This is a genomic window from Pseudocitrobacter sp. 73 (genome assembly GCF_008369545.1).
In the GTDB taxonomy this organism is placed as follows: Bacteria; Pseudomonadota; Gammaproteobacteria; order Enterobacterales; family Enterobacteriaceae; genus Pseudocitrobacter; species Pseudocitrobacter vendiensis.
Genome location: NZ_VTZO01000013.1, coordinates 159,512 through 179,055 on the forward strand (window position 1 = coordinate 159,512; position 19,544 = coordinate 179,055).

The 19,544-nt window shown below is 49.6% G+C and carries 15 protein-coding genes and 1 tRNA gene; 9 read left to right on the forward strand and 7 right to left on the reverse strand.

Annotated elements, in window-relative coordinates:
* The first annotated feature begins 13 nt into the window (after nucleotides 1-13).
* Nucleotides 14-1,573: a PTS transporter subunit EIIC gene (locus tag F0Q32_RS15135; protein ID WP_149463736.1), complete on the forward strand. Its 1,560-nt coding sequence runs from the start codon at nucleotides 14-16 to the stop codon at nucleotides 1,571-1,573.
* Nucleotides 1,574-1,587: 14 nt separating this feature from the next.
* Entirely contained in the window at nucleotides 1,588-2,967 is a 1,380-nt protein-coding gene (locus F0Q32_RS15140) for a glycoside hydrolase (RefSeq protein WP_149463737.1), read from the forward strand.
* A gap of 16 nt (nucleotides 2,968-2,983) precedes the next feature.
* Here F0Q32_RS15140 and F0Q32_RS15145 read toward each other — a convergent pair whose 3' ends face one another.
* The 3 genes from F0Q32_RS15145 to F0Q32_RS15155 all read right to left on the reverse strand — a co-directional run bounded on the left by F0Q32_RS15145 (nucleotide 2,984) and on the right by F0Q32_RS15155 (nucleotide 7,513).
* Nucleotides 2,984-3,706, reverse strand: coding sequence for a MurR/RpiR family transcriptional regulator (locus tag F0Q32_RS15145; protein WP_149463738.1), 723 nt, complete (start codon nucleotides 3,704-3,706; stop codon nucleotides 2,984-2,986).
* An 82-nt stretch (nucleotides 3,707-3,788) separates the two neighbouring features.
* Complete coding sequence (gene yicI, locus F0Q32_RS15150; RefSeq protein WP_149463739.1) at nucleotides 3,789-6,107, reverse strand: alpha-xylosidase; 2,319 nt, start codon at nucleotides 6,105-6,107, stop codon at nucleotides 3,789-3,791.
* A gap of 11 nt (nucleotides 6,108-6,118) precedes the next feature.
* Nucleotides 6,119-7,513 (reverse strand): glycoside-pentoside-hexuronide family transporter, encoded by a 1,395-nt coding sequence (locus F0Q32_RS15155; RefSeq protein ID WP_149463740.1) that lies wholly within the window; start codon nucleotides 7,511-7,513, stop codon nucleotides 6,119-6,121.
* A 302-nt stretch (nucleotides 7,514-7,815) separates the two neighbouring features.
* On the opposite strand from F0Q32_RS15155, the gene F0Q32_RS15160 reads away from it, so the two are divergent.
* Together F0Q32_RS15160 and F0Q32_RS15165 are read left to right on the forward strand one after the other, a co-directional pair.
* Nucleotides 7,816-7,910, forward strand: a tRNA-Sec gene (locus F0Q32_RS15160).
* A gap of 162 nt (nucleotides 7,911-8,072) precedes the next feature.
* On the forward strand, nucleotides 8,073-9,257 hold the full coding sequence (locus F0Q32_RS15165) for an integrase arm-type DNA-binding domain-containing protein (protein ID WP_096080152.1): 1,185 nt from the start codon (nucleotides 8,073-8,075) through the stop codon (nucleotides 9,255-9,257).
* Nucleotides 9,258-9,357: 100 nt separating this feature from the next.
* Here F0Q32_RS15165 and F0Q32_RS15170 read toward each other — a convergent pair whose 3' ends face one another.
* On the reverse strand, nucleotides 9,358-11,748 hold the full coding sequence (locus F0Q32_RS15170) for a S8 family peptidase (RefSeq protein WP_149463741.1): 2,391 nt from the start codon (nucleotides 11,746-11,748) through the stop codon (nucleotides 9,358-9,360).
* A gap of 3 nt (nucleotides 11,749-11,751) precedes the next feature.
* A complete protein-coding gene (locus F0Q32_RS15175) occupies nucleotides 11,752-12,738 on the reverse strand; it encodes an AAA family ATPase (protein ID WP_032294507.1) in 987 nt (328 codons plus the stop codon).
* Nucleotides 12,739-13,039: 301 nt separating this feature from the next.
* Between F0Q32_RS15175 and arsR the strand changes: the two genes are divergently transcribed.
* Genes arsR through arsC form a run of 5 tightly spaced genes read left to right on the forward strand, consistent with a single transcriptional unit; the run spans nucleotide 13,040 to nucleotide 17,348 of the window.
* Nucleotides 13,040-13,390, forward strand: coding sequence for an As(III)-sensing metalloregulatory transcriptional repressor ArsR (gene arsR, locus F0Q32_RS15180; protein ID WP_096080154.1), 351 nt, complete (start codon nucleotides 13,040-13,042; stop codon nucleotides 13,388-13,390).
* 47 nt (nucleotides 13,391-13,437) lie between these two features.
* Complete coding sequence (gene arsD / locus F0Q32_RS15185; RefSeq protein WP_149335526.1) at nucleotides 13,438-13,800, forward strand: arsenite efflux transporter metallochaperone ArsD; 363 nt, start codon at nucleotides 13,438-13,440, stop codon at nucleotides 13,798-13,800.
* A gap of 17 nt (nucleotides 13,801-13,817) precedes the next feature.
* Nucleotides 13,818-15,575: an arsenite efflux transporter ATPase subunit ArsA gene (arsA, locus tag F0Q32_RS15190; protein ID WP_149335527.1), complete on the forward strand. Its 1,758-nt coding sequence runs from the start codon at nucleotides 13,818-13,820 to the stop codon at nucleotides 15,573-15,575.
* 45 nt (nucleotides 15,576-15,620) lie between these two features.
* Nucleotides 15,621-16,910, forward strand: a complete 1,290-nt coding sequence (gene arsB / locus F0Q32_RS15195; RefSeq protein WP_149335528.1) for an arsenite efflux transporter membrane subunit ArsB — start codon at nucleotides 15,621-15,623, stop codon at nucleotides 16,908-16,910.
* A 12-nt stretch (nucleotides 16,911-16,922) separates the two neighbouring features.
* Nucleotides 16,923-17,348 carry a glutaredoxin-dependent arsenate reductase gene (gene arsC, locus F0Q32_RS15200; RefSeq protein ID WP_008783807.1) on the forward strand — a complete coding sequence of 142 codons (426 nt, stop codon included), beginning with the start codon at nucleotides 16,923-16,925 and terminating at the stop codon, nucleotides 17,346-17,348.
* A gap of 30 nt (nucleotides 17,349-17,378) precedes the next feature.
* Here the strand turns inward: arsC and arsA (F0Q32_RS15205) are convergent, their stop codons facing one another.
* Nucleotides 17,379-19,136 carry an arsenical pump-driving ATPase gene (arsA, locus tag F0Q32_RS15205; protein ID WP_149335529.1) on the reverse strand — a complete coding sequence of 586 codons (1,758 nt, stop codon included), beginning with the start codon at nucleotides 19,134-19,136 and terminating at the stop codon, nucleotides 17,379-17,381.
* A gap of 20 nt (nucleotides 19,137-19,156) precedes the next feature.
* The gene (locus F0Q32_RS15210) at nucleotides 19,157-19,519 is read right to left on the reverse strand and encodes an arsenic metallochaperone ArsD family protein (RefSeq protein ID WP_149335530.1); all 363 of its coding nucleotides are present in this window, start codon (nucleotides 19,517-19,519) and stop codon (nucleotides 19,157-19,159) included.
* Nucleotides 19,520-19,544 lie beyond the last annotated feature (25 nt).

Here is a 19,544-nt window from a genome sequence, read left to right on the forward strand (position 1 = left end):
TCAAGGAATATTTATGTCTGCAATACGTCAACGTATGCTGGAGAATATGCAAAAGTTCTCCAGAGCGATGATTGGCGCAGTATTGTTCTTGCCTGTCATCGGCTTAATCCTTGCTCTAAGCTCTGTCCTTACCAATCCGAATATTGTTTCTGAAACAGGTTTCTTACATCAACTGGGGCAACTTCTCGGCGATACCTTTTGGCCGCTATTTGGTAATCTCGGCCTGTTATTTTGCGTGGGGATAAGCTACGGTTTAGCCCGCGATAAAAAAACGGAAGTCGCGCTGGTTTCCGTAATGTGTTTTATTATGTTCCTGGGTGCCAACCATTCCTGGCTTGAATATACCAACACCATCGCCGAGAAAATTAACGGTGAATACTATGGTACCGGTCAGACGCAGATATTAGGTTTTGTCGTCGTCGATATGGGTGTATTCCTGGGTATTATTCTGGGCTGTACCATTGCCTGGGGGCATAATAAAGTTTCAGAAATCGAATTACCGGGTGCGTTATCTATGTATGGCGGCGCGAAGCTTACGCTTATCGCCATGACGCCGGTTATCATTTTATACGCTATCGCTTTCACCTGGATTTGGCCGTTCATGACCCATGGCATCTCAGCGTTAACCGGGTTTATGAAAAATGCCGGTATCGCAGGCGTCTTTGTTTATGGTTTCTTTGAAAAATTCCTGATCCCAACCGGTTTGCATCATTTCGTCTGGTCTCCGTTCCAGTTGACACAAATTGGCGGCACCATCAGCGTCGATGGTCAGGTCGTGTCTGGTACACAGGCTATTTTCCTGGCTTATATGCGTCACCCTGATCTCACCCCCGTGATGAACGAGGCGCTAAGATTCGCGCAGCAAGGGATGACAACCATGTTCGGCTTGTCAGGCGCGGCGCTGGCGTTCTATCACACGGCTACGCCCGAAAAGAAAACGCTGGCAAAAGCGATTCTGCTTCCCGCGATTATCACCTCTATTCTGACCGGGATCACCGAGCCTATTGAATTTACCTTTTTATTTATTTCACCGCTGCTGTGGTTCATTCATGCGACCCTGACGGCTGCTTCACAGGCGCTTTGCGATATCTTCACCGTCCGTCCGTGGGGAGCGTCAGGCTTGATTGAATTTCTGATTTACAACCTGCCCCTTCCCGCTTCACTGACGCGCTGGCCGGGCTATGTGCTTATTGGTATCGGTCAGTTTGCCGCGTATTACTTAATATTCCGCACGCTGGTTGTGAAACTTAATCTTAAAACGCCAGGTCGGGAAGATGACGAAGGCGTTCGTTTGTATAGCAAAGAAGACTATCGGCAGAAAACCGATAAAAAACAGGATATCACTGACGACATTATTACCGGGCTCGGTGGACGAGAAAACATTATTTCCGTCGACAACTGTTTCACCCGTTTACGCGTAGCGGTTCACGATATGGAAAAAGTGAACGATGCCCTTTTAAAAAGTACGGGGGCTAACGGTATCGTCAGGAATCAACATGAAGTTCAGGTCATTTATGGTGTCAAAGTCGGGCAAATTCGCTCAAAAGTGGATAGCTGGCTGACCACTCATTAACGGGAGTAACAAACATGAAATTAACCGTATTAGGCGGGGGCGGCGTTCGCTCTGCATTCCTGGCAAAATCACTGGCCTATAATGCCCACCGCATTAATTTACAGGAAGTTGTCTTCCAGGACAGCTCAGAGAAAAATCTGTCTCTATTTGGCGAAATCGCGCGCTATATTTTCAATACCATTCGCCCGGATATTACATTTACACTGACAACCGACCCGGTTGCGGCACTGGAAAAAACCAATTACGTCATTACCACGCTACGTGTGGGCGGTGACGAAAGCCGCGTACGTGACGAACGCATTGCGCTTAACCACCATACGCTTGGGCAGGAAACTACCGGGGTTGGCGGCTTTGCCATGGCCATGCGCTCGATTCCGGCTATTCTGGAGTATTGCCAGTTAATTGAAAAACATGCCGCAGAAGACGCCATTCTGTTCAACTTTACGAACCCATCGGGGCTCGTTACCGAGGCCATTATCAAGTCAGGCTTTAAACGCCGGGTTTACGGTATTTGCGACGCGCCGTCGGAGCTCATTCGCGAATTACCCGCAATCCTGAAATGCACCAGCGACGATCTGAGCGTCGAATGTTATGGGCTCAACCATTTCTCGTGGTTTACCCATTTCACCGTGCGCGGTGAAGATGTTACCGACAAATTAGTCACCCATCCGGACCTGTACAGCAAAACCGCGATGCAATACTTCTCGCCAGAGCTGGTGCAGCTTTGCGATAAACAACTGCTGAACGAATATCTCTATTACTACTACTATCGTGACGAAGCGTTAAATGCGATTCTCGAGGCTCCGGAGACCCGCGGGGAGCAAATTGCGCGAATCAACAAGGAGATGCGTGATGAGCTCCAGCACATTGATGTAAAAGCGCACCCTGAAGTCGCATTCGATGTCTGGATGAAACATTATCTGCGTCGCGAAAACAGCTATATGCAGAGTGAATCCCAGCAGGAGAAATTCAATCCTCGTACGGCAATCACGCTACGTCAGTTTATTGAAGAACCCGATACCGGTGGTTACGCAGGCGTTGCGCTGGATATTCTCGAAGCGGTAAACAGCACCACAACCAAGCGCATTGTGGTTTCCTTGCAGAACAACCAAACACTCGATTTTCTGCGCCCGGATGATGTAATTGAGATCAGCTGCGATCTCAGCAAGGACGGCTTAAAACCGATTACGCCGATACATGTTCCGGACGCGCAAAAGAATATGATTTCCTGCGTGAAAGAGTATGAAAGGCTGGCGGTAGAAGCCATTATCAAGAAAGATCGCGCGCTCGCTATCCGCGCCATGATGGCGCATCCGTTAGTGGGTTCTTTTTCTCTGGCCACGAAACTGGCGAGCGAGTATCTCAGCGACGCGCATTTTTCTGACTGGAAATAACATTCCCAGGGGGCGCTCATCGCGCCCCGTTATTTTGCATAAACCACAGCTTGAGCACATGTTCAAAGCCGAGAATACAGTAGCCAAAAAACGGGTTGCTCCAGTAAATATCATCATCAAATTTTTGCGGGTCATGAATGATAAACGCCGTATCCGCAGCCTGAGCAAGCGGGCTCTGATAATCGCCGGTAAAGCAAACCAGATTCATTCCCTTTCCCTTAATGGCATTGACCCAATTCAGTGCAGAACTGCTGCGCCCGGATTTTGACACAATCCAGATAGAGTCAAATTTCAACGCCGATTTCTGTTCAAGGATTTCGTAGTCCGGCCAAAGCGCGAGGCTGGCATTCACGCCGGTCACCAGAAATTTATTATAAATATATTGCGCAATAAGCTGCGAAAACCCGCTGCCGTGGATTAACACGCGCTCATGCCTCAGCCGCTCTAGCAGAGATGACAGGCCTTCCGCAGGCTGAATGTTCATAAAATCAATATCATTCGTCACATCCAGCTTCGGCATCGTGATATTGAATTTTATAAAATAGACCAGCTCCAGCCAGCCGCTAAAGTTAAGCTTTTTTGCCAGACGCACCAGCGACGAAGGGTTGCTATAGCAGCGCGTTGCCACGGAACGAATTCCCTCTCGCAAACAACGTTCGGGATCGTCCTGAATACAGCGCAATACGGTGATATCGATTTTGCTTAGCTTTGCATCACGGAAAATGATTTGCGGATCCATGACTCCTCCCTGAGTTGAGAACACATAAAAAAAAGCCCCCTTTGCAAAGCAAAGAGGGCCAGATTAACGCATAAGGCGTGAATTAAAGTGTGATCGTCAGCGTATTACTCTGCGCTTTCACCACCACGCCCAGCTCACTTCCCGCATGTGCGCCGCCCTTAATGCCGCTAATCTGCTGCACATTACGCAGGCACAGTGTCCAGTCGCGCGCGTTGCCTTCGCCGGTCACCGTAATCGTGTTGCCCGCGCGTACCGCTTTCAACGTAAACGCAGCTGAACCATCCGTCGCCGGAACGGTGCAGAGAGCTTCGCGGCCATCATCCAGACAGAAAAGCTGGAATTCGGTGCCTTCATGCCACGCATAGTTCGGCTTCTGATTGTTGTTGCCCAGTGCCAGCAGGGTGTTGTCGCGGACATACACCGGCAGGCTCAGGGAGTCGTGCTGCTGTTTATGCCAGCGGCTGCCCTGTACTTCATCGTTGTGCCAGAGGTGTGTCCAGCGGCCTTCCGGCAGGTAGAACTGCACATCGCCCACTTCCGAGAACACCGGCGCCACCATCACGGAATCGCCCAACATATACTGGCGATCGAGGTAGTCGCATGCCGGGTCGTTCGGGAACTCCAGCATCATCGCGCGCAGCATCGGTGTGCCCTCCTCATGCGCCAGCGCAGCCTGGCGATAGAGGTACGGCATCATGCGGCACTTCATTTCCGTGAAGAAGCGCACCACGTCGCAGGACTCTTCGTCGTACGCCCATGGCACACGGTAGGATTTGCTGCCGTGCAGGCGGCTATGGCTGGAGAAGAGGCCGAATGCGCACCAGCGTTTGTAGACATCCGCCGGGGCCGTGTTTTCGAAGCCGCCAATATCGTGACTCCAGAAGCCGAAGCCGGAGAGTCCAATCGACAGGCCGCCGCGCAGGCTTTCCGCCATTGATTCGTAGTTGGCATAGCAGTCACCGCCCCAGTGAACCGGGAACTGTTGCGCACCGACAGACGCGGAACGGGCAAACAGCACCGCCTCTTCCTCACCCACCGTTTCTTTCAGCACATTCCACACCAGCTCGTTGTAGATAAAGGCATAGTGGTTGTGCATTTTCTGCGGATCGGAACCGTCGAACCACTGAACGTCCGTCGGAATACGTTCGCCGAAGTCGGTTTTGAAGCAATCGACGCCGATATCCACCAGGCCTTTCAGCTTGTCGGCGTACCACTGGCATGCATCCGGGTTGGTGAAGTCGTAAATCGCTAGTCCTGGCTGCCATTTATCCCACTGCCAGAGAGAACCGTCCGGGCGTTTAAGCAGATAGCCCTTCTCTTTCAGTTCCTGGAAGATCGGTGATTTTTGGCCGATGTACGGGTTGATCCATACGCATACTTTTAGCCCTTTCTCTTTCAGGCGCTGAATCATGCCTTTCGGGTCAGGGAAGGTCACCGGGTCCCACTCGAAATCACACCACTGGAAGGCTTTCATCCAGAAGCAGTCGAAGTGGAAAACGTGCAGCGGCAGGTTGCGCTCTGCCATACCGTCGATAAAGCTATTTACGGTCGCTTCATCGTAGTTGGTAGTGAACGAGGTGGTAAGCCACAGGCCGAAGGACCACGCTGGCGGCAGTGCCGGGCGGCCGGTAAATTGCGTGTAGCGGTTGAGCACCTCTTTTGGTGTCGGGCCGTCGATGACGAAATATTCCAGATATTCACCTTCCACGCTGAACTGCACTTTCGAGACTTTCTCAGAACCAATCTCAAACGAGACGTTTTCCGGGTGATTTACCAGCACACCGTAACCGCGGTTGGTAATGTAGAACGGAATGTTTTTGTAGGACTGTTCAGTGCTGGTGCCGCCGTCACGGTTCCAGGTTTCAACCGTCTGGCCGTTACGCACCAGCGCGGTAAAGCGCTCGCCCAGGCCGTAAACCGTTTCACCCACGCCGAGATCCAGGCGCTCAAACAGGTAGTTTTTACCGGTGTTGCCGTCCTGCACGTAGCCGTTGTTTTTCACCTGAGAACCGGTAATACGCACGCCGTTGCGCAGGAAATCGAGCGACCAGAATTCACCTTTAGTAACCCGCACGCTCAGGTTGCCGCTTTTCAGCTCGGCAAATTCAGCGGTGCTCTGCATTTCAACTTTTACGTCTTTCAGGACATTCAGCGGATAGTGCGGGCCTTTATTTAACGCGCCCTGGAAGTGTTCGATACGTACGCCGACCACCCCTTCCTGCGGGGCGAAAAAACGCAGCGTAAACATTGGCGTATCCAACTGCCAGGTACGCTCACGCACATCGCGCGGCGCGGCATAAACCACCATCTCATTACCCTGTTGCTCGACATCGAACACCTGGATGGGGTGGATAAGATTGAGACCCGGTTGGATCAGCCAGTTTCCATCACTGATTTTCATAGTTCGTCCTCTTAACTCTGTAATGATTTGGATTCGGATACGTGTTCAAATTCTTGTTGATTGCGACGTGCGCCCTGCGCCAGTTCGCCCATAATTTTCAGCAAGAACGGCGTTTTCAGGGTGTAGTAGCGCTTCGCAATGATGGCGCTCAGCAGATAACAAACGGCGGGTACGATAGTGAAAAGAGCGATAATGATGCTGATGGTCGTGCTGTTCTGCGCTTTCGCGGCCGCATCGTAGCCCCCGCCCGCCAGCATCCAGCCAATCATCGCCCCGCCCAGCGCCAGGCCCAGCTTCAGCACGAACAGCGTGCCTGCGAAACTGATGCCGGTAAGACGTTTACCGTTACACCACTCGCCGTAATCGACGGTGTCGGACATCATTACCCACTGAATCGGCGTCACCAGTTGGTGCAGCACACCAATCACGAAAATAAAGCCGAACATCAGCACGTTGGCATTCATCGGTACAAAGAACATCGCCAGGCTCAACACCGCCAGAATGGCATTGGTCCACCAGAAGACACTTACTTTGCATTTCCAGTCGGTGAGCGGTTTGGCCATCGCGGAGCCAATCAGGTTGCCGACGCAATAGGTGGTCAGGAATACGGTAAACAGCGCCGGGGAGCCCATAATCCAGGTGACGTAATACATCATCGCGCCACCGCGCACGCAGACGGCAAGAATATTCAGAATGGTGAGCAAGCCGACAATTCGCCACTGATCGTTCTGCCAGATATCGCGCAGATCTTCACGCATACCGGTGGTGCTTGGCGGCACCTGAATACGTTCTTTGGTGGTGAAGAAACAGAACGCCAGCATCAGGAACGCAACTACCGACAGCACAGCAATCCCGCCCTGGAAGCCGAACGCTTTATCCTCGCCGCCGATTAAATTCACCAGCGGCATCATCAGTACGGTAGAGAGCATGCCGCCCGCCGTCGCCAGCACGAAGCGCCAGGATTGCAGCGAGATACGCTGCGTTGGGTCGTTAGTGATTACGCCGCCCAGCGCACAGTAAGGAATATTCACCACGGTATAGAGCAGGGTCAGCAGCGTGTAAGTTACTGCGGCGTAAATCATTTTGCCGTTAAGGCTGAGATCTGGCGTGCTGTAAGCCAGCACACACACCACACCAAACGGCAGCGCGCCAAACAGCACCCAAGGGCGGAACTTCCCCCAGCGACTGCGGGTACGGTCAGCCAGCAGGCCCATGCAGGGGTCAGAAATGGCATCCAGCGCGCGCGCCAGCAGGAACATGGTGCCGACAAAACCGGCAGGAATACCGAAAATATCGGTGTAAAAAAACATCATGTACAACATGACGTTATCAAAAATGATATGGCTGGCGGCGTCGCCCATACCATAGCCAATCTTCTCTTTGACGGATAAAACTTCGCTCTTCATGTCGAAATCCCTTCTTGAGCCGACGCCACGCTGGTACCGGTTACGGTTTTTGTAAACCATCCGACCGCTAAGATGAATTCCGATATCTCGTTATCAAATTACGTTTCTTAATTTCTGTGATCGCGGTAGGACTGGAGAGTGTGTCGAAGTGTAACTTGCGGATTTTATGGGGTTTTGTTCTGAGAGGGACATTCACACGCGTGATATGTACCAAATGAATCCAAAAAAGGTGCATTAAAAGATGTGGTAAATGCCTGAAAGTAGCTATAATGCGCCCCGCCTCCATGTAGCAATCGAGGCGCGGAAGATCGTCATCTCCGGTGAGGTGGCTGGACTTCAAATCCAGTTGGGGCCGCCAGCGGTCCCGGGCAGGTTCGACTCCTGTGATCTTCCGCCAATTAGCCTCTACTGAACTCCACTGTCTCAAGTAAATCCCCTATAATACCCGCAATTAAAGCTGATTATGTTCTCCCGAGGTCTACTGTCTCTACCAGAATCAAGTGCATTCTGGGGGCATAATGGGGGGCATGATTTATAGCCCCATTTTGAGATGCCCCCAATGAAGCTAACAGTCAGACAAATCGACACAGCCAAGCCTAAAGAGAAGCCGTATAAGCTATCTGATGGTGGAGGCCTCTACCTTGAAGTAACTACCAACGGCTCACGTTACTGGCGTTTAAAGTATCGCTACGCAGGTAAAGAAAAGCGTCTTGCTTTCGGCGTTTATCCCGAGGTTTCTCTCGCTCAAGCACGCGAAAAGCGTGATGCTGCGAAAAAGCTGCTGTCTGCTGGAAGCGATCCCGGTGAAGTAAAGAAAGCAGAGAAAATTGCCCAAAAGCTTAACTATGAAAATACCTTCGAAGCTATTGCCCGTGAATGGCATCAGTTGAGAGCGGATCGTTGGTCATTACGCTATCGAGATGAAATTATTGATACCTTTGAAAAGGATATTTTCCCCTACATCGGTAAGCGCCCTATAGCTGAAATTAAGCCCATGGAATTGCTGGAAACCCTTCGTCGTATGGAAAAGCGTGGTGCATTAGAAAAGATGCGCAAAGTCAGACAGCGCTGCGGTGAAGTATTCCGTCATGCGATTGTGACCGGACGCGCTGAATACAATCCAGCACCCGATCTCGCCACAGCCCTCGCAACACCAAAGAAAACACATTTTCCATTCCTGACAGCCGAAGAACTCCCTCACTTTCTTAGGGATCTTGCCGGTTACACCGGTAGCGTTATTACCAAGACTGCGACTCAAATCATCATGCTTACAGGGGTACGAACTCAGGAATTACGTTTTGCCCGCTGGGAGGATATCAATTTTGAAAAGCGGCTTTGGGAGATCCCTGCTGAAGTGATGAAGATGAAACGACCACACATCGTTCCGATGTCGGGTCAGGTTGTCGAGCTCTTTGAGTCACTTAAACCTATTACCGGGCTATACCCACTGGTATTCGTCGGACGCAACGATCGAACGAAGCCGATCTCAAAGGAAAGCGTTAATCAGGTTATTGAGTTATTGGGATATAAAGGAAGGCTGACAGGACATGGTTTCCGCCACACGATGAGTACCATCCTCCATGAAGAAGGTTTTAACTCAGCGTGGATAGAAACGCAGCTAGCACATGTGGATAAGAACGCGATACGTGGGACTTACAACCATGCACAGTATTTGGAGGGGCGGAGAGAAATGATGCAGAAGTATGCAGATTATGTAGAAAGATTAGCCTCTCGAGGTGTGTGAAAATTCAGCAGTATAAAGATTCTCAACCCCTATTAGCATTCTTATAATAGAGATTGAGAATCTTTTTTTCCACCTATCTTAAAAGCTAAATACTTTATATTTAACTTACCCGAGCCCTGGAACGCTCCTGCTCACGAATTCGTGCCTCAATTTCGGCATAAAGATTAGCTTCAGCGTTTTCTCTGTCCGTTGCAGTAACAACTAATGCATAAGGTTCATGTTGGCTATTAAGTGGGGTGCCCCACTCACGATCATTTCTAGTTACAACCACAAACCACTTTTCATCTGGAGACCTTTGCTTAAAAGTCCAACTAGAGGATTGTACTGTACCATGATCACGTTGTTGTGCAGTAATAGAACGATTGCTTACCGCATCGTCATTCCTAGAATCAGTACCATCTTGTATATCATGATTAAAGTATTGCTGAACATCTTGCAACGAAGAACCTTTAACAAGCCTGTAAGATATTTGTGTTGCTGTATAATCTAATCGCGTTGTCCTGACTGCTGGTGAATACGCTAAAGTAATGTGCAGTTCTCTTACTGCTCGCTGAGTTCTTAAAAAAGATGTAGGTAATGGAAGCTCAAAGAATTGATGAGTGTCATCAGAGATTTGCTCTTCACACATCATAACAACTACTTCCTCGGACGAGCGATATAAACCATCTTCCTCAACAATTCCATATCCAACGACATCTCGAATAACACTACGATTTCGGGTTGAAGGTTCAGATTTATAATGTTCTGTAACCTCTTCTGAGAACGTATTCTCCATCTGCGGTGTCAGCGCTGCGTGATTGACAAGCATAGCTCGCAACATATTAGCAGACATATCTGGATATTCATTGAGTAAACGTGCAGCGAGGTGCGTGATATAAGGAGCAGAAAAACTAGTTCCACTTTGTTCAGAGAAAAGTGTACTTCCTTGGAATTGATGGTGGCAGCTTAGCACACCAAGTCCTCTGGCATGTTGTCGCCATTGACCTCCAGCATTACGCATAGGTGCCGCAAAGTTTCCACCGTGCGCAACTATTTCTGGTTTAAATGCACCTTTCACAGAAGGTCCATGCCGCGTGAATGGCGAAGGTTGACATTCACCTGCAGGGCTTAAATGGCTAATTTCATCAGCACGACGTTGAGCGTCAAATGTTGCATTATGCCTTGCATAGCTTCCTGCCGTTAGAGCATTGAGTGCGGGCGCTGGATCAATAATAACTGAGCTATCGTGGATTAAATAGCTGGGATACTCTGCCCGCCAACTTTCTACTGGAACATCAGGGTCAATGCTACCATTAAAATTACCTGCGGAAACTACGAAAAGAATATTGTGACGCCTCGCCAGCACATCAAGCACATAAGCAATACCTCGGATGTGCTTTCCATCGTAAGGCGCATTTGCATTGCCAAGTGATAAGTTAAAAATACGACATCCTAGACCAACGAAATATTCTACTGCTTCGGTCAAAGTTGTTTCAATCGTAGCAGTATCAAATTCCCCTTGGGCATTAAGAATTTTGCCATTATATAACCACATTGACGGTTGCCAGAAATTACTAGCATCGCAAGCCTCAACATCACCATATAGGGCAATACCTGCAACAGCAGTACCATGTCCAAAATGGTCAGATTCATCTTCATTATCCACGAAGCAGGCACTCTCAGCTATTGCACTACGCAATAATGGATGTGCGGTATTAATTCCACTATCAAGGATGCAAACTTTTACGGCATTAGGTAATGGAGATGGGATATATTCGGGGATAAAATTGATATCTTTGTTCAGTTTCTCATACGAGATTCCACTGACAGGAAGACGGTCCACCATTCGAACATCACGGTGCTCAAGCAGTTTTTCAGCTTGCTCTAAATTTACTCTTACCCGGTACATCAGCAAACTATCAAGATTAATTCTATCCAAGCGATGAATCATATTTTCACGGAGCCAGTTTTCAAATTCTCCGCAGATCCGAGCTCGAGAAGGATGTTGTGTCGTTTCTACCGGCCACAGCTCAACATCTAGACCAAAGGAATCTGAATCAGGAAACCCATACTGTTTCACTGACCAGCTTTTGCGATCCTCATTAGTCCAAACATCAACGCTATCCAATGCGGTTAAAATTTGCTGGTAGGTTATATGAGCGTGACCAAGCTGTGAAAGGTGTTCCTCAAAAAGAGCGATTCCTCGTTCATCAGCAAAGGCAATACATATTGTTTTATCTTCTTGACTGACGAACTCTATTCCATGCCTATCCATATGAGCAATATCTAACATCCCGGTATACTGTAACTTCAGCATATACCGACCATCATTATCCTTTCCTGGAATTTGTGGATTAGCTAATTGTGTAATGCTTCGTAATTGCTCAGACAAAATGCGTCCATGTAAGCGCAAGTCAGCACGCTGTGTTCTCGGAATTTTGAACTGGCGTGTGCGTCTAGGGTTCTGAAGAGATTCTTTAGCAATACTAAGATGTTGATATTGTTCCGTCATTTATTATCCCTGACGAGTTTTGTTTATATTTTCCCGTAAAAGTGCATTCTTAAGATCTTTGAGAGTCAAAAACTCTTGGCTACGTAAAATCATTCTCTTGATTGCACGTCTTACAATCCGTTCTAAATCAGCACCACTTTTTCCAATGAATAGTGAGAGAACCTCATCGTCTTCAAGCTCAAACTGGCGGCGAATACCACGAAGTTTGAGTTTCATCAATTCTGACAACTGATGTTTATCGGGTAGTGGAAACTCGATAGCATCGTCAAAACGCCTCCAAATAGCACTATCCAGGATATGTTCATGGTTTGTTGCTGCAAGAATTAAGCTTTTTCCTTGGTATGCATCCATCATTTGTAAAACAGCATTCACAACTCGTCTTAACTCACCATGATCCCCACTATCCCCACGTTCTTTACCTATAGCATCAAACTCATCGAAGAGTACAACCATTGGGTATTGAGAGATAAAATCAAATATTTGGCGTAGGTTAGCAGCAGTTTCACCAAGATATGAAGAAACCAAAGTATCAAGCCTGACGATAGCCAACGGCATATCCAATTCACAAGCCACTACTTCTGCAGCAAGAGTTTTACCGCACCCAGGAGGACCAAAAAAAATAACTTTGCTGATAGCTTTCATTCCGTAAGTGCGTAACACATCAGCCCTACGATTTTCTTCAAGTATCTCTTCGACAGCATCTGAACTTGATTCAGGTAGTACGATTTCATCTAAAGAACGACTTGGCTGTCTAATATCTAGCAAGGGCAAGCCTCGTTCTTTGTCCACTGGCACTGGAGGTGCAGCGGGCACTCGAGAGGTTTGTATCGCGTGATCACCATAAAGAATATGTTCAAGGTCATTGGCAAGAAGATGATGTTGTTTTTGTCGTTCTTCTTCAATGATCACTTCCGAAACACGACGGAAGGCCGCGACATCACCTGTCGCTCCAGCTTTTATAAGCTGTCTGAGAACCTTACCGTTAGCCATCTATTTTCCCCTGAACATACACATACAAATCAAACCTTGAGTTCAGTTTAGCATCGGCGTTACGCCATAAGAAGTTCGTTCTATCAACATTTCGTGAATCCCTAAAGATTTTATTTGCATATCAGAACGGAGGTTAAACCCTTTAGGAAGTTGTATAAAAAATATTAATATCAATAAGTTAATCAAATCACTTATATCAGTTAAAAAATTTTCACGACAATGATTATATATGTTTTTTCGAATGTATTATTGCGATTTTAGACCTACAGAGTATCCTGTTATTAAACCTATCGGAGGACAGATGCTAGTCACTTCCCTACAACTCTTCAAAAATCTCTCTGATGAAACTCGTCTGGGCATCGTGCTGCTGCTTAGAGAGATGGGAGAGCTGTGCGTGTGCGACCTTTGCACTGCACTAGAACAGTCACAGCCCAAGATCTCCCGCCACCTGGCAATGCTCCGGGAAAGTGGTCTATTGCTGGATCGCAAACAGGGCAAGTGGGTTCACTACCGCTTATCCCCGCATATTCCTTCCTGGGCCGCTCAGGTGATTGAGCAGGCCTGGTTAAGCCAACAGGACGACGTACAGGTCATCGCCCGTAAGCTGGCATCGGCAAACTGCTCTGGTAGCGGTAAGGCTGTTTGTATCTAAAAAATTTGCCTGAACATATATGATTTTTCGAATGTGAGGTATTCAGAATGAAAACGTTAACGGTGTTTGACCCGGCAATGTGCTGCACTACCGGCGTATGTGGCTCAGATGTCGATCAGGTTCTGGTTGATTTTTCTGCTGATGTGCAGTGGCTGAAAGGACGTGGCGTACAGGTTGAACGTTACAACCTGGCGCAGCAGCCCATGAGCTTTGTTCAGAATGAGAAAGCGAAAGCATTCCTCGAAGCATCTGGGGCAGAAGGGCTTCCGTTACTGCTGTTAGACGGTGAAACGGTGATGGCAGGGCGATACCCAAAACGTGCTGAGCTGGCTCGCTGGTTCGGTATTCCGCTGGAGAAGGTAGGGCTAGCTCCCACCAGCTGCTGTGGTGGTAATACTTCCTGTTGCTGAATATGTCAGGAGGACATATGAAATTCTTACAGAATATCCCGCCTTACCTGTTTTTTACCGGTAAGGGAGGTGTAGGAAAAACTTCCATTTCCTGCGCGACGGCTATCCGTCTTGCCGAACAGGGTAAGCGGGTTTTGCTGGTCAGTACCGATCCTGCCTCGAATGTCGGACAGGTATTCGATCAGGCTATCGGTAATACCATTCGCCCTGTGACGGCAGTTCCTGGGCTTTCTGCTCTGGAGATTGACCCGCAGGAAGCCGCCCAGCAATACCGCGCCAGAATCGTTGATCCTATCAAAGGTCTTCTGCCTGATGACGTTGTTAACAGTATCAGCGAACAGCTTTCAGGAGCCTGTACGACTGAGATTGCGGCGTTCGATGAGTTTACTGGCTTACTGACCGACGCTTCTCTGCTGACCCGCTTTGATCACATCATTTTTGATACAGCGCCGACGGGCCACACGATTCGCCTTCTCCAGCTTCCCGGTGCCTGGAGTAGCTTCATTGAAAGCAATCCAGATGGTGCTTCCTGTCTTGGCCCAATGGCCGGGCTGGAAAAGCAGCGTGAGCAGTATGCTCACGCAGTAGAGGCGTTATCCGATCCTGATCGTACCCGACTGGTTCTGGTTGCACGACTGCAAAAATCTACGCTGCAGGAAGTCGCCCGCACCCATGAAGAACTGGCTGCGATTGGGCTGAAAAACCAGTACCTAGTGATTAATGGTGTGCTGCCTACAACTGAAGCTGAACATGACGCCCTGGCCGCTGCGATATGGCAACGGGAACAAGAAGCGCTGGCAAATCTTCCTTCCGGGTTATCTGAGTTGCCGACAGACAGCTTATACCTTCAGCCGCTGAACATGGTTGGTGTCTCCGCGCTGGAAGGCCTGCTAAACGAATATGCTGAATCAGCATCGCTTCCTGTACAGAGCGAGAGCATGCAGATCAAGCCAGAGAATGTGTCGCTGTCTGCCATGGTTGATGATATCGCCCGTAGTGAACACGGTTTGATTATGCTGATGGGCAAAGGTGGCGTAGGTAAAACCACGATGGCTGCTGCCATCGCCGTCAGGCTGGCGGATATGGGATTTGATGTCCATCTCACCACCTCAGATCCCGCTGCACATCTCAGTGCAACGCTCAATGGAAGTCTCAAAAATCTGCAGGTCAGCCGAATCAACCCTCACGATGAAACTGAACGCTATCGGCAGCATGTTCTTGAGACGAAAGGCAGGAATCTGGATGAGATAGGGAAACGGCTGCTCGAAGAGGATTTACGTTCTCCTTGCACGGAAGAGATTGCGGTGTTCCAGGCGTTCTCACGCGTAATCCGTGAAGCAGGCAAACGGTTTGTGGTCATGGATACGGCACCTACCGGGCATACGCTATTACTGCTTGATGCTACCGGGGCTTATCACCGTGAGATTGCCAGGAAGATGGGGGATAAAGGTCATTTTTCCACTCCGATGATGCAGCTTCAGGACCCGGAACGCACCAAAGTCCTGCTGGTCACTCTGCCTGAAACCACACCGGTACTGGAAGCGGCAAACCTGCAGTCCGATCTTGAGCGTGCTGGGATTCATCCGTGGGGCTGGATTATCAATAACAGCCTTTCCATTGCGGATACGCGTTCTCCGTTGCTTTGCCAGCGCGCCCGGCAGGAACTACCTCAGATTGAGGCTGTTAAGAATCAGCACGCTGACCGTATAGCGCTCGTTCCGGTACTGGCTTCTGAGCCAGCCGGTATTGAAAAACTCAGAGAGTTGGCGAGTTAATTTTTGTTTATACAGGGCGGTAGAACCGCCCTGTCAGGAGGATGTATGTTACTGGCAGGCGCTATTTTTGTCCTGACCATTGTTTTGGTTATCTGGCAACCGAAGGGATTAGGGATCGGCTGGAGTGCAATGCTAGGCGCAGGACTGGCTTTGATTTCTGGCGTTGTGCATGTAAGCGATATTCCGGTAGTGTGGAATATTGTCTGGAACGCGACAGCGACCTTTATTGCGGTGATTATCATCAGCCTGCTGCTTGATGAATCCGGCTTTTTCGAATGGGCTGCATTGCATGTTTCACGCTGGGGTAACGGTCGTGGCCGTTTGCTCTTTACCTATATCGTCCTGCTCGGCGCAGCTGTGGCGGCACTGTTTGCCAACGATGGTGCGGCACTTATTTTGACGCCGATAGTCATCGCCATGCTACTGGCATTAGGGTTCAGCAAAGGCGCGACACTGGCATTTGTCATGGCCGCCGGGTTTATTGCCGATACGGCCAGCTTGCCGCTTATCGTGTCGAACCTGGTGAATATCGTATCGGCTGATTTCTTCGGTCTGGGGTTCACGGAATATGCATCTGTTATGGTGCCAGTGGATATCGCCGCCATTATCGCCACGCTGGTGATGCTGCATCTGTTCTTCCGCAAAGATATTCCGCCGACTTACGACCTGGCTCTTCTGAAAGCACCGGCAAAAGCGATTAAAGATCTGGCAACCTTCAGAACCGGTTGGATCGTGTTGATCCTTCTTTTGGTTGGCTTTTTCGTCCTTGAGCCGTTGGGTATCCCGGTCAGCGCGATTGCGGCTGTAGGGGCTTCCATTCTGTTTGCGGTGGCGAAACAAGGCCATGCCATTAACACTGGCAAAGTGCTTCACGGTGCGCCATGGCAGATCGTCATCTTCTCTCTGGGGATGTATCTGGTGGTCTATGGCCTGCGTAACGCCGGTCTAACAGAATATCTCTCTGGCGTACTGAACGTGCTGGCAGATAAAGGACTTTGGGCTGCGACGTTTGGTACCGGCTTCCTGACGGCTTTCCTGTCTTCCATCATGAACAACATGCCTACCGTGCTGGTTGGCGCTCTCTCTATTGATGGCAGCACCGCAACAGGCGTTATCAAAGAGGCGATGATCTATGCCAACGTGATTGGCTGCGATCTGGGGCCGAAAATCACACCGATTGGTAGCCTGGCAACGCTGCTCTGGCTGCATGTCCTTTCACAGAAGAATATGACCATCACCTGGGGATACTATTTCCGCACCGGGATCGTCATGACTCTGCCTGTGCTGTTTGTAACGCTGGCAGCGCTGGCGTTACGTCTCTCTTTCACTTTGTAATGAGATACTGATATGAGCAACATCACCATTTATCACAACCCAGCCTGCGGCACGTCGCGTAATACGCTGGAGATGATCCGCAATAGTGGTACTGAACCGACCGTTATTCTTTACCTTGAGACTCCACCTTCACGCGATGAGCTGGTCAAACTAATTGCAGATATGGGCATTTCCGTCCGGGCTTTGCTGCGTAAGAACGTCGAACCGTATGAGGAACTGGGTCTTGCAGATGATAAATTTACTGACGACCAGCTAATCGACTTTATGTTGCAACATCCGATCCTGATTAACCGTCCGATTGTAGTGACGCCACTGGGAACTAAACTTTGCCGTCCTTCTGAAGTCGTTCTGGATATCCTGCCAGAATCTCAGAAAGGGGCTTTCGCCAAAGAAGATGGTGAAAAAGTCGTTAATGAAGCAGGTAAAAGACTTAAATAAAGATGAAGGGGGCAGTTGCCCCCTTCATTGTTACTTCGCCATTTCTTCCAGAAGGTTAATACCAACCGGCTCTTGGCTCTGTAGCGCTGTTAATGCAATACGCTTTGCATACTGCTCACCCACATCAGAGATGAGAGGCAGCTCGCGGCTAGCCCTGGTCTTCAGGAAAGGTGAAGATGGTTCAGCTGCCGCCAGGCTGTTATTCACAACCCATGCCCATGGCTCGATGCCAGCGCGACGTAAATCCTGCTGTAGGTTCGCCGCTTCCAGTACTGGTGTCGTTTCGGCAAGCGTCACGATAATCACCTTTGTCTTCTCCGGGTCCTGCAATTGCATCATTGGAGTCATCACATGGTCATGTGTTTGCCCCATCTGACGCACCATTTCCCGGTGATAGGCTCCTGTTGCATCAAGTAGCAGAAGCGTGTGGCCCGTTGGCGCTGTGTCCATAATGACAAAATGGTCGTCAGCCTCTTTGATGATCCGCGAGAATGCCTGGAAGACGGCGATCTCTTCAGTACATGGCGAGCGGAGATCTTCCTCCAGCACCGCCAGCCCTTCCGCATCTAACCCTTTCCCCTGATTTTCCAGTACAAAACGGCGATAACGTTCTGTCTCAACTTTCGGGTCGATACGGCTGACCTGAAGATTTGGCAGCGAGCCATCCAGCGTATAAGACAGATGTGCTGCCGGATCGGACGTGGTCAGATGGACTTTATGGCCGCGTTTTGCCAGAGATACCGCCACCGATGCCGCAACAGTCGTTTTGCCCACACCGCCTTTACCCATCGTCATGACCAGCCCTTTGCCTGTCTGGCTGAGTTCATCTACCAGAGAGGCAAGTTTCGGTAAATCCAAAGTATTCAGCGTGGTAGCAGGGAGCGGCAGCGAGGCTTTGTTCTCCGTAAATAACAGACGCAGGGCTTCCAGACCGACCAGATTAAATGGCTTCAGATACAGCTGCGAGCGGGGAAGGTTCGCCAGGTTCTCTGGCATTGCCTGTAATGCTTTTTCTTCTCGAGCCAGAATACTTTGCGCCAGTGGATCATTTTCACCCGCAAACGGCGGCAGCACGCCATTAATGGCAAGGTGTTGATGCTGCAAACCGATAGCAGAAAGCTCATCGTGCGTATGAGAGACTTCTTTCAGTGTTGAAGCTTGGGCTCGGGCAACCAGAACCAAGCGCGTGAGAGCTGCATCAGACAGCGCCTTAACCGCGTCTGAGTACTGGTGCTGTTGTTTCTCCAGCCCCACCAGCGGCCCGAGGTTAGCGGCGGCATCAGGGTTCGCTTCGAGATAACCGCTCCAGGCCCCCGGCAACTCAAGCATACGGATGGTATGACCGGTTGGCGCAGTATCAAATACGATATGGTCATACTTTTCCCGCAACTCATGGTTGGTAAGAAGACCAGTAAACTCATCAAATGCCGCGATTTCCGTAGTGCATGAACCGGAGAGCTGTTCTTCAATGCTGCTGACCACATCAGCTGGCATCAGCCCGCGAACCGGGTCGAGTACTCGGTCACGATATGCCTGTGCTGCAGCCATCGGATCAACTTCCATCGCGGCAAGATTTTCTACGGTACTGATATCTGTGATTCGGTGGCCGATAGTCTGGCTAAAGACTTGGCCGACATTGGAAGCCGGATCGGTACTCACCAGAAGCGTTCTCTTACCCTGATCGGCCAGCCATACCGCAGTAGCACAGGCCAGGGATGTTTTACCCACGCCACCTTTGCCAGTGAAAAAGATGAACGGGGGAATGTCTTTTAAAAATGGCATATTCATCAGTGATTGCTCCTCTGGAATTAAGGCATACGTGGAATGCTGCAGCAGCGTGGTTGCGTGCTGTCTTCACTCCAGTCCTGACTAAGCGGAATACCTGCCCAACGGGCGATATCTTCACGAGTCGGGAGTTTGCCTGCCATCACGAGTTTGCCGTCGAGCAAGGTGACAGGGAGAGACTCCATCCCTGATGTGTTCAGAAACTCTTTAATGACCGGCGAATTCAGGAACTGCTGCGGGTTATTCGCAAGGCTGTAGCGCTGTATATCAACGCCATTCTTTTTCGCCCATTCGGCGCTGGCGTTCCATTTGACGGCTTCGTCACTGACTACAACGCTGCTGGTTGCACAGCAGCCTGCTGCTTCAAAGATCTCAATTTTTGACATGGACTGTTTACCTCAGTGTTTAGTC

Excerpts from the sequence above, each read along its gene's own strand:
- arsA (WP_149335527.1), top strand. The coding sequence starts at position 13,818 with ATGAAATTCTTACAGAATATCCCGCCTTACCTGTTTTTTACCGGTAAG.
- arsB (WP_149335528.1), top strand. The coding sequence starts at position 15,621 with ATGTTACTGGCAGGCGCTATTTTTGTCCTGACCATTGTTTTGGTTATC.
- yicI (WP_149463739.1), bottom strand. The coding sequence starts at position 6,107 with ATGAAAATCAGTGATGGAAACTGGCTGATCCAACCGGGTCTCAATCTT.
- F0Q32_RS15155 (WP_149463740.1), bottom strand. The coding sequence starts at position 7,513 with ATGAAGAGCGAAGTTTTATCCGTCAAAGAGAAGATTGGCTATGGTATG.
- arsD (WP_149335526.1), top strand. The coding sequence starts at position 13,438 with ATGAAAACGTTAACGGTGTTTGACCCGGCAATGTGCTGCACTACCGGC.
- arsR (WP_096080154.1), top strand. The coding sequence starts at position 13,040 with ATGCTAGTCACTTCCCTACAACTCTTCAAAAATCTCTCTGATGAAACT.
- F0Q32_RS15135 (WP_149463736.1), top strand. The coding sequence starts at position 14 with ATGTCTGCAATACGTCAACGTATGCTGGAGAATATGCAAAAGTTCTCC.
- F0Q32_RS15175 (WP_032294507.1), bottom strand. The coding sequence starts at position 12,738 with ATGGCTAACGGTAAGGTTCTCAGACAGCTTATAAAAGCTGGAGCGACA.
- F0Q32_RS15170 (WP_149463741.1), bottom strand. The coding sequence starts at position 11,748 with ATGACGGAACAATATCAACATCTTAGTATTGCTAAAGAATCTCTTCAG.
- F0Q32_RS15165 (WP_096080152.1), top strand. The coding sequence starts at position 8,073 with ATGAAGCTAACAGTCAGACAAATCGACACAGCCAAGCCTAAAGAGAAG.
- F0Q32_RS15145 (WP_149463738.1), bottom strand. The coding sequence starts at position 3,706 with ATGGATCCGCAAATCATTTTCCGTGATGCAAAGCTAAGCAAAATCGAT.
- F0Q32_RS15210 (WP_149335530.1), bottom strand. The coding sequence starts at position 19,519 with ATGTCAAAAATTGAGATCTTTGAAGCAGCAGGCTGCTGTGCAACCAGC.
- arsA (WP_149335529.1), bottom strand. The coding sequence starts at position 19,136 with ATGAATATGCCATTTTTAAAAGACATTCCCCCGTTCATCTTTTTCACT.
- arsC (WP_008783807.1), top strand. The coding sequence starts at position 16,923 with ATGAGCAACATCACCATTTATCACAACCCAGCCTGCGGCACGTCGCGT.
- F0Q32_RS15140 (WP_149463737.1), top strand. The coding sequence starts at position 1,588 with ATGAAATTAACCGTATTAGGCGGGGGCGGCGTTCGCTCTGCATTCCTG.